Annotated in this window: 1 protein-coding gene; it reads left to right on the top strand. The window is 55.5% G+C overall.

The window, feature by feature from the left end:
• Positions 1–1,058 (top strand): non-ribosomal peptide synthetase (locus tag AC4CV5_RS20735; protein WP_490923800.1); only part of this gene is annotated, 1,058 nt, incomplete at both ends.

Here is a 1,058-nt window from a genome sequence, read left to right as displayed (position 1 = left end):
TCCATTTGGGAGATGTTCCCGACCTGGACGATCGGCGCTGAGCTTCACGTCATTGATGAAGCGATCCGCCTCGATATCGTTCGCCTGAACGACTATTTCGAAACGCACGGCGTGACGATCACGTTCCTGCCGACACAGCTGGCAGAACAGTTCATGGAGCTTGAGAACACATCGCTTCGCGTATTGCTGACAGGCGGAGACAAGCTGAAACGCGCGGTCAAAAAGCCGTACACGCTCGTCAACAACTACGGACCGACAGAAAACACGGTCGTTGCCACGAGCACAGAAATCAATCCGGAGGAAGGCTCGCTTTCCATCGGGCAGGCGATCGCCAATACGAGAGTGTACATTCTCGGCGATGGCAATCAGGTGCAGCCGGAAGGCGTAGCCGGAGAGCTTTGTGTGGCGGGACGCGGACTGGCGCGCGGCTATCTGAATAAAGAAGACGAAACCGCGAAGCGGTTTGTCGCTGATCCGTTTGTGCCGGGTGAACGCATGTACCGCACCGGCGATTTGGTGAAATGGGTGAACGGCGGCATTGAATACATCGGGCGGATCGACCAGCAGGTCAAGGTCCGCGGCTATCGGATTGAGCTCTCAGAAATCGAAGTCCAGCTCGCCCAGCTTTCTGAGGTGCAGGATGCGGCGGTAACAGCTGTCAAAGATAAAGGCGGCAATACAGCGATCGCGGCGTACGTGACACCGGAAACAGCTGACATAGAAGCATTAAAGTCTTCGCTTAAAGAAAACTTGCCGGACTACATGATCCCGGCGTTCTGGATGACGCTGAACGAACTTCCGGTTACGGCAAACGGCAAAGTAGACCGCAAAGCCTTGCCTGAGCCGGACATCGAAGCAGGAAGCGGAGAATACAAAGCGCCGACAACAGACATGGAAGAGCTGCTTGCCGGCATTTGGCAGGACGTGCTCGGCATTCCGGAGATCAGTGTCAGCGACAATTTCTTCTCGCTTGGCGGAGATTCGATCAAAGGAATCCAGATGGCGAGCCGCTTGAACCAGCACGGCTGGAAGCTGGAGATGAAAGATCTCTTCCAGCA

The organism is Bacillus sp. NS1 (assembly GCF_058248265.1).
Note: the sequence above shows the minus strand (reverse complement) of the source record. Positions and strands in the feature narration are given on the sequence as shown.